This window comes from Kitasatospora sp. NPDC059577 (genome assembly GCF_042735475.1).
Classification (GTDB): Bacteria; Actinomycetota; Actinomycetes; order Streptomycetales; family Streptomycetaceae; genus Kitasatospora.
In genome coordinates, this window is record NZ_JBHWBZ010000095.1 from 12,695 (window position 1) to 20,679 (window position 7,985).

Annotated in this window: 8 protein-coding genes; 2 read left to right on the top strand and 6 right to left on the bottom strand. The window is 73.6% G+C overall.

Annotation, left to right across the window (positions count from 1 at the left end; genetic code table 11):
- A partial coding sequence (locus tag ACFV0O_RS39500) for a hypothetical protein (RefSeq protein WP_380349313.1) occupies positions 1 to 302 on the top strand: 302 nt, incomplete at its 5' end.
- 109 nt (positions 303 to 411) lie between these two features.
- On the opposite strand, the gene ACFV0O_RS39505 is transcribed toward ACFV0O_RS39500, so the two are convergent.
- Entirely contained in the window at positions 412 to 630 is a 219-nt protein-coding gene (locus tag ACFV0O_RS39505) for a hypothetical protein (RefSeq protein ID WP_380349315.1), read from the bottom strand.
- Between the two features lie 188 nt (positions 631 to 818).
- On the opposite strand from ACFV0O_RS39505, the gene ACFV0O_RS39510 reads away from it, so the two are divergent.
- Positions 819 to 1,685, top strand: a complete 867-nt coding sequence (locus ACFV0O_RS39510; RefSeq protein ID WP_380349317.1) for an HAD family hydrolase — start codon at positions 819 to 821, stop codon at positions 1,683 to 1,685.
- Positions 1,686 to 1,691: 6 nt separating this feature from the next.
- On the opposite strand, the gene ACFV0O_RS39515 is transcribed toward ACFV0O_RS39510, so the two are convergent.
- The 5 genes from ACFV0O_RS39515 to pstC all read right to left on the bottom strand — a co-directional run bounded on the left by ACFV0O_RS39515 (position 1,692) and on the right by pstC (position 7,799).
- Positions 1,692 to 2,621 carry a phosphate ABC transporter ATP-binding protein gene (locus ACFV0O_RS39515; protein WP_380349319.1) on the bottom strand — a complete coding sequence of 310 codons (930 nt, stop codon included), beginning with the start codon at positions 2,619 to 2,621 and terminating at the stop codon, positions 1,692 to 1,694.
- A gap of 22 nt (positions 2,622 to 2,643) precedes the next feature.
- The gene (locus ACFV0O_RS39520; protein WP_380349321.1) at positions 2,644 to 3,543 is read right to left on the bottom strand and encodes a sortase; all 900 of its coding nucleotides are present in this window, start codon (positions 3,541 to 3,543) and stop codon (positions 2,644 to 2,646) included.
- Positions 3,540 to 5,381, bottom strand: coding sequence for a phosphate ABC transporter substrate-binding protein PstS (locus ACFV0O_RS39525; protein WP_380349324.1), 1,842 nt, complete (start codon positions 5,379 to 5,381; stop codon positions 3,540 to 3,542). Before ACFV0O_RS39525 ends, ACFV0O_RS39520 begins: the two co-directional genes overlap by 4 nt.
- A gap of 38 nt (positions 5,382 to 5,419) precedes the next feature.
- Positions 5,420 to 6,682, bottom strand: coding sequence for a phosphate ABC transporter permease PstA (pstA, locus tag ACFV0O_RS39530; protein WP_380349327.1), 1,263 nt, complete (start codon positions 6,680 to 6,682; stop codon positions 5,420 to 5,422).
- Positions 6,683 to 6,767: 85 nt separating this feature from the next.
- Complete coding sequence (gene pstC, locus ACFV0O_RS39535) at positions 6,768 to 7,799, bottom strand: phosphate ABC transporter permease subunit PstC (RefSeq protein WP_380349330.1); 1,032 nt, start codon at positions 7,797 to 7,799, stop codon at positions 6,768 to 6,770.
- Positions 7,800 to 7,985 lie beyond the last annotated feature (186 nt).

Genomic DNA, 7,985 nt, shown 5'->3' on the forward strand with positions numbered 1-7,985 from the left:
GCATCACCGCGCTGAGCTTCAACTACAACACCTCCGGTGTCCGCGTGATCTCGGCCATCAAGAACAACCAGCTGCACGAGGTGTACAGCGCCTCCGACGGCTGGCACGACGGCGTGATCCCCGGTGTCACCGGCAACATCACCTCCCTCTCGGGCAAGATCACCCCCGGCGGTGACCGCGTGATCCAGGCCATCGAGGGCGGCAAGCTGTACGAGGTGCACAGCGCCGACGGCAACTGGTTCCACGCTCCGATCCCGGTCGACAACTCGAACGTGACCGCCCTGTCGCTGGCGCTCCACTAGGACGCCCGGGACACCCTCGGGAACCCGTGAAAGGGGCCTCCCGGCAGTTCGCACCGCGAGCTGCCGGGAGGCCTCCGGCGTTTCCGGGCACCGGCCCGACGACGGTCCGCTACGGGTGCGGGCGGGTGCGCTGCGCCGGGAGGCTCGGGGCGGCGGTGCGGCGGGCGAGGTCCGCGAGGGTGTGGAAGAGGACCTCGCCGATCAGGACCGGGTCGCGCGAGGTGCCGGTCGTGCCCGGGCCGGTCGTGTCCGGGCCGGAGGGCCCCGGGCCGGAGCGGTCGGGGCGGACGGTCGGGGGCGGCTGGTCACGGAGCTCGCGAGTGGGCATGGCTCTTCCTGCCGACGGGGTGGCCGTGCCCGGTTCCTGCCCCAGGCCGCGCCGGGACACCCGGGGCGATCACGGGATCGGCCGGAAAGGGCGTACGAAGGGCCGGATCGAGCCGAGCGCGGCCCCCGGAGCACCTCCTTGCCCGGCCCGGCCCCGGCGCCGACCGTGCCGGTGACCCGGCGGCGTCGATGGGCGAAGATGGACCGGTGACCGAACCCCGTACCGCCCCCCGCCTCATCGCCACCGACCTGGACGGCACCCTGCTCTGCTCCGGCGGCACCGTCACCGACCGCACCGCCGCGGCGCTGGCGGCGGCCGAGGCGGCCGGGGTGCAGGTGGTGTTCGTGACCGGGCGGCCGCCGCGCTGGATGCAGCAGGTGAGCCCGCACATCGGCGGTCACGGGGTGGCGATCTGCTCGAACGGCGGCGCGGTGGTGGACGTGCGGCGCGGCGAGCTGCTGGAGTCGTTCCCGCTGCCGGTGGACACCACGCTGGCGGTGGTCGAGGTGCTGCGGGCCAAGCTGCCGGGCACCGCGTTCGCCTTCGAGTACCCGGACGGCTGGGCCCGCGAGGACGGCTACGCGGTGCCGATGTGGGGCGACGACCTGGAGCACGCGGTCGGCTCGGCGGAGGAGCTGCTGGGGGCCGGCGGGCCGGTCCGCGGCCTGTTCAAGCTGCTCGCCAAGCACCCGGAGCTCGATCCGGACACCTTCCTGGCCGAGGCCCGCTCGGCGGCCGGGCACCTGGCCGAGATCACCCGCTCGGCGCCGATCGCGCTGCTGGAGATCAGCGCGCCCGGCGTCACCAAGGCCAGCACGCTGGCCGGCTGGTGCGCCGGGCACGGGATCGACCGCGCCGAGGTGGTGGCCTTCGGCGACATGCCGAACGACCTGGAGATGCTGGCCTGGGCCGGCACCGCGTACGCCGTCGCCAACGCCCACCCGCAGGTGCTGGCGGCGGTGCCGCTGCACACGGTGAGCAATGAGCAGGACGGCGTGGCGGCGGTGCTGGAGGAGCTGCTCGGGCTCGGCCGGCCGAGCAGCCCCCCGTGCTGAACACCGTTACCCGAAGCGCCCGTTGACGTAGTCGGAGGTCCGCTGGTCGCGCGGACTGCCGAAGACCTGCCCGGTCGGCCCGGCCTCGATGATCCGGCCCGGGGTGTCGTGGGTGGCCAGGAAGAACGCGCAGGTCTGCGAGACCCGCTGGGCCTGCTGCATGTTGTGGGTGACGATCACGATGGTGAGCCGCCCGCGCAGCTCGGCGATGGTCTCCTCGACCCGCCGGGTGGAGGTCGGGTCGAGCGCGGAGCACGGCTCGTCCATCAGCAGGATGTCCGGCGAGACGGCCAACGACCGTGCGATGCACAGGCGTTGCTGCTGTCCGCCGGAGAGCGCGCCGCCCGGGGTGTGCAGTCGGCCGGACACCTCGTCCCAGAGCCCGGCCCGGCGCAGGCTGGTCTCCACCAGGTGCTGCCGCTCCTCCTTGGACACCTTGATCCCGGCCAGCTTGAGCCCGCTGGAGACGTTGTCCTGGATGGACATCGCCGGGAAGGGGTTGGGCCGCTGGAACACCATGCCGATCCGGCGCCGCACTTCGGCGGGGCGCCGGCCGGGCCGGTAGACGTCGTCCCCGTCCAGCAGGACCTCGCCGGAGAGGGCGGCGCCGCGCACCATCTCGTGCATCCGGTTGAGGATCCGCAGGTAGGTGGACTTCCCGCAGCCGGAAGGGCCGATCAGCGCGGTGACCCCGCCCGCCGGCATGGCCAGCGAGACCCGCTCCAGCACCTTGCGGCTGCCGAACCAGGCGGAGACGTCGCGGGTCTCCAGCCCGGCCAGCGGTTCGCCGCCGGGGTGGCCGTCGGCGTACGGCCGGTCCCCGTCCGGGACGGCCGGGGAGGCGGGGGCGGCCGGCGCGGGGGCGACCGGGGGCAGGGTGAGGGTGTCGGCGGCCGGGTCGGTCGCCGGGTCGTCGGTCAGTGGTGCGTCGGTCATCGGTACGTCCTCCGGGCGCGCGTCAGTAGAGGTTGGGCAGCAGGGCGGCGGCGTTCTCGTAGACCGCCCAGAGCAGCGCGCCGACCACCGGCGCGAGGCTCAGGTACGCGGCCGAGCGCCGCCAGAACCGGGCCAGCACCAGGGCGCCGAACACGGCGCCGAGCAGGCCGAGCGACCACAGCTGCAAGGTGGCCAGCGCGCCCTTGTCCGCGGCCAGCGCCTTGTCGTACGGGACGGTCGCGGGCCGGCCGCCGGGGTTCTGTCCGGGGTCGCCGTCGAGCCGGGCGCCGATCAGCACGGTCGTGCCGGGGATCCAGTCGGAGTCTCCGGTCACCAGGACCAGCCGGTTGCGGGCCTGGTCGGCGATCGGGTGGTCGCCGTCGCCGTACGTGTTGACGGTGTAGGTGAACGTGCCCTGCCCGGTGGTGGTTTCGATCTTGTCGCCGATCCGCAGCCCGGACAGTTCGGCGAACGGCGCGCCGAAGGTGGCGCCGCGGCCGAAGACCACCGCGACGCCGCCCTGGCCGGGCAGGGCGGTGTCCCGGCGGTGGCCGGGGCCGCGCATCAGGTCCCGACCGGTGGTGCCCTCGACCACCACGGCCCGGTGCAGGCCGATCGCCGGGATGTCCAGCAGGGCCACCGGGTCGCCGTCGGCGGCCGGGCCGGTCGGGGCGACGGCCCGGGCTAGCTGGTCGCGGAAGGTCTTGTAGGCGGTGGACTGGTAGTGCCGCTCCTGGACGTGCGAGAGCGTGAACAGGTACCCGACGAAGCCCAGCACCAGCGCGGCCGCCAGGCTCACCGCCCAGGCGCCCTGGAGGAACCGCCGCCGTCCGGGCGGGGCGGGGGCGGCCGTGGCGGCGGGCCGCTGCTCGGCCGCCGGGGCCGGCCGCACGTCCGGCTTCTCCAGCACCGGGGCGGTCACGAGGTGCCGTCCGAGCCGTTGCGGCGGCGCAGCAGCCGGCGGCCGAGCAGCGGCGGGACGAGCACCACGGCGAGCAGTTCCACCGCGGTGAGGGTGGACAGCGTCCAGTCCTCGGGCTTGCCGCTGACCTCGACCACGTTGGCCGCCACCTCGGTGGCGGCGCCGCCGCGGCCGCGGGCGACCACCTGCCCGGTCTGCGGGTCGATCACGTCCCCGCCGCCGTCGCCGCCGGGCGCGTTCGGGTCACCGCCGGCGGCAGCACCGCCGGGCGCGTTCGGGTCACCCCCGGCGGCACCGCCGGCGCCGCCCGCCCCCGCACCGGCGCCGGAGCCCGTGCCGCCGGCCGTCCCGGAGCCGCCCCCGGACCCGCCGGACCCAGCGGTGCCACCGGTACCGCCGGTGCCGCCCGCCGCGCCGCCGGAGCCGTTCGAGCCGCCGGAACCGGAGCCGGAGCCGCCGCCCGAACCGGCCGGCGTCGCCTTGCCGCCCTGCACGACGCAGTTGAGCGGCGCGCCCTGCTTGTCGCACTCGCTCGGCATCGGGGCGTTCTTGAGGACGGTCAGCTCGCCGGCCGCGTTGAAGGTCGGGTTGGCGCAGTTGGAGAGGGTGTTCGGGTCGACCGTGCCGGCGTTGCCCGGGATGGACCTGGTCTGCAGCAGGCCGCCACGGACCAGGCCGCGCGGGATCGGCGAGTACCCGAGGTCGTCGGCCTTGCCCTGGCCCTCGCACAGCACGTAGGAGAGGAAGCGGCTGAGCGCGGAGCCCTTGTCGTTGTTGAAGCGCGGCGGCGGGGGCAGCGCCGCGCCGGCGCGCGGCACGATCAGGTAGCTGTAGCTGGAGATCGGGTAGGCGCGCGGGTCGTTCATCGTGTAGACGCCGTCGAGGTTCTGCTGCAGGTAGTTCGGGTCGTCCGCCGCGGTGTTGTCGTCCACGCCGCGGATCCTGGCGGCGGTGAGCGCGACGGCGACGTTGGAGGCGGTGGGCAGCGAGTAGTAGCCGGCCGCGTTGAGCACCTTCACGACCGGCCAGTTGCTGCGCTTGGCGAAGGCGTACTCGTCGTAGCCGATGGTGCCGAGGTTGCCCGGGGACTTGATGTAGCCGGCCACCACGTCGGAGCCGTTCTGGGCGACCATCCGGCCGGACGGCGGGAAGAACTCGGTGTAGTCGCCGCAGGTCACGCCGTTGACCGACCTGCAGTAGGCGTCCCACTGGTCCTTGTGGGTGTGCTCCATCCAGCGGGTGAACTGCGCGGTGGCGCCGGAGCCGTCCGAGCGGATCACCGGGGTGATCTGCAGGTTGGGCAGGGCCTTGCCGTAGTCGGCGGTGACCTTCGGGTCGTTCCAGTTGGTGATCTTGCCGGTGAAGATGTCCACGACGGTCTGCGGGGAGAGCCGCAGGTCGGTGACCCGCTTGCCGCCGACGACCAGGTTGTACATGAAGGTGGTGCCGCCCGCGGTGATCGGCACGTAGGAGAAGCCGTAGACCGGGTTCTCCTTGCTGCCGGTGCCGGCGTCCTTGCCGCCCTGGCCGACGCCGGTGTCCGGCGCGGAGCGGAACGGCACGTCGGAGGCGGTGAAGTCGTCCTGACCGATCGACCACTGGGTGCGGCCGGCCGCCGAGCCGACCGGGTTGAAGTTGATCTGGATGCCCTGCGGGGACACGTCCTGCCGCCACTGGTCGATGGCGGGGCCGGCCCAGCTGGAGCCGTCCGCGCTCAGCGAGACGGACGCCGCGTGGGCCGGGGTCTGCCCGATCAGCAGGGAGGCCGTGGCGAGCGACAGGGACATCGTCCCTGCCAGCAGCCGGGCCATGGAGCGCCTTGCGGCCTCCCGGAACATGTGAACTCCTCTGGGACGGAGGGTGGTCGGACGGGACATCACTGCTGCGCCCGCGGTCGGAGGGGGTACGGGCGGGCGGCCGCGCCGACGGCGGCCGCCTCCAGGCGGCGGGCCTCCCGGTCGATCCGGCGCTTCTGGCCCCGGGTCAGCTGCCCGGGCCGGCGGCCGCCGACCACGCGGGCGGTGACGAAGAGGACCAGCACCACGCCCATCAGGGTCAGTCCGGCCGCGAAGCCGCGCGCGATCATCCCGTCGTACGGCTGCTTGACGTAGTTCCAGATGTACAGCGGCAGCGAGACCTGGTGCCCCTCGAACGGGTTGCCGTTGAACTGCGAGGTGAAGCCGGAGGTGAGCAGCACCGGCGAGGTCTCGCCGACGCCGCGCGCCATGCCGAGCACCACCGCGGTCACCAGACCGGGCCGGGCGGTCGGCAGCACCACGTTCCACACCGTGCGCCACTGGCTGCCGCCGAGCGCGTACGAGGCCTCGCGCAGGGTGCCGGGCACCAGCCGGATGACCACCTCGGCGGCCCGGGTGACGATCGGCATCATCATCACGGTGAGCGCGAGCGAGGCCGCGAAGCCGCTCTTCTCGAAGCCGAAGGTGATGATCACGACGCCGAGGATGAACAGGCCGGCCACGATGGACGGCAGCGCCGTCATCGCCTCGACCAGGGTGCGCACAGGGCGGGACATCCGGCCGCCGACCTCGGACATGAAGACGGCCGCCGCGATGCCCAGCGGAACCGCGAACAGGGTGGCCAGGCCGAGCTGTTCGAGCGAGCCGACGATCGCGTTGAGCGCGCCGCCGGAGGTGAGCGGGTCGAGCGGGCCGGTGTGCTCCATCGACTCGGTGAAGAAGTTCAGGTGCTGGGCCGCCTCCCAGCCCCGGCTCGCGACGTAGCCGATCTGGTCGGCGATCAGCGCGACCACCAGCAGCCCGGAGCTCCAGGCGACCACGCCGACCAGCCGGTCCCGCACCGTCATCGGGTTCCACTGGAGCCGGCCGAGCAGGTAGTAGCCGGCCAGGAAGAGCAGGTACCAGCAGACCAGGAAGCCGAAGGCGCCGCTGAACGGCAGCACCCGCTCGTAGAGCACCCAGTCCAGTGCGAGCGAGCCGGCCGTCGCGCCCGCCAGGGTGAGGACGTCGTCGCGGGTGACGCCGCCGATCCGCAGCTTCTTCTCGGGGCGGGCGGCCCCGGGCGCGGACGCGGTGGGCGCGGCGGGCGCGGTGGGCGCGGTGGGCGCGGGTCCGCCGGCGGGCCCGGACGCCGCGACCGGCGGCAGGTCGAGCGTGGTCATCGGATGGTCCCTTCACGGTTCGGGTGTCGGCGTTCCCCTGCCCGGCGTTCCCCTGCCCGGCGTTCGGGCTGACGGTCCGTCACGGTCAGTCCGCCGTCGCGGCGCCGGAGCGCGAGCGGTTGATGACGACCCCGGCCAGCACGTTGACCAGCAGGGTGAGCGCGAACAGCACCAGACCGGCGGCCATCAGCGCGGAGAGCGACAGCGAGTCCGACTCGCCGAAGCGCAGTGCGATCAGCGCGGAGATCGAGTTGGCGCCGTTCTCCAGGATGTGCGTGATGGCCTTGAAGTTCGGCGAGATGATCAGCGCGACCGCGATGGTCTCGCCCATCGCCCGGCCGAAGCCCAGCATGACCGCGCCGATCACACCGCCCTTGCCGAAGGGCAGGACGACCGCGCGGACCATCCCCCAGCGGGTCGAGCCCAGCGCGTACGCGCCCTCCCGCTCGCCCTGCGGGGCCTGGGAGAAGACCTCCCGGCTGAGCGAGGTGACGATCGGGATGATCATCAGGGAGACCACCACGCCGGCGATGAACGTCGACGAGGTGTACGAGGTGCCGATGTCGCCGATGCGCACCTTGAGGAACGGGACGGTGTCGCCCAGGTGGTTGGCCATCCAGCGGACGAAGCCGATGATCCGCGGCTGCAGGAAGAACAGGCCCCACAGGCCGTAGACGATGCTGGGGATCGCCGCCATCAGGTCGACGAGCGAGATCAGCGCGGCGCGCAGCCGCACCGGCGCGTACTCGGAGATGAAGATCGCGGTGCCGAGGGCCACCGGGACGGCGATGGCCAGCGCGATCACCGCGATCAGCAGGCCGTTGGGCAGGACGGCGGCGATGCCGAAGTTGTGCGCGGCGGTCTGCCACTTCTGCTCGGTCAGGAAGGACCAGCCGACCGTACGCAGCGCGTCGGTGCCGCGCAGGACCAGGAAGAAGGCGATCAGTCCCATGATCGCGAAGACCGAGAGGCCCGCCAGCCGCAGCACGCCGCGGAACACCCGGTCGCCCGGGGTCGCGGGGGCGGTGATGGTGCGCGGGACGTCCTGGTCGGGCCCGTGGTCGGGTTGGCGTGACGCCCCGGCGTACGGTGCCGCGGGCTCGGCGGCCGATGTCATGGTGTGCTCTCCGTGCTCGGGAACGGGCGTGCTCGGGAACGGGCGTGCTCGGTGAGGGCCCTGCTCGGGAACGGGCGTGTTCGGTGAGGGTCCGGGGTCCGGGGCTGCCTCGGCGGGAGGGAAGCGCTCGGCGGGGGCCAGGGGGGGGGCCCCCCCCGCGCGCGGTGGGGCCCTCGCGCCCGAGCC

Bases quoted from the DNA above. Each gene is read 5' to 3' on its own strand.
- pstC (WP_380349330.1), bottom strand. From the start codon at position 7,799: ATGACATCGGCCGCCGAGCCCGCGGCACCGTACGCCGGGGCGTCACGC.
- ACFV0O_RS39525 (WP_380349324.1), bottom strand. From the start codon at position 5,381: ATGTTCCGGGAGGCCGCAAGGCGCTCCATGGCCCGGCTGCTGGCAGGG.
- ACFV0O_RS39515 (WP_380349319.1), bottom strand. From the start codon at position 2,621: ATGACCGACGCACCACTGACCGACGACCCGGCGACCGACCCGGCCGCC.
- ACFV0O_RS39505 (WP_380349315.1), bottom strand. From the start codon at position 630: ATGCCCACTCGCGAGCTCCGTGACCAGCCGCCCCCGACCGTCCGCCCC.
- ACFV0O_RS39510 (WP_380349317.1), top strand. From the start codon at position 819: ATGGGCGAAGATGGACCGGTGACCGAACCCCGTACCGCCCCCCGCCTC.
- pstA (WP_380349327.1), bottom strand. From the start codon at position 6,682: ATGACCACGCTCGACCTGCCGCCGGTCGCGGCGTCCGGGCCCGCCGGC.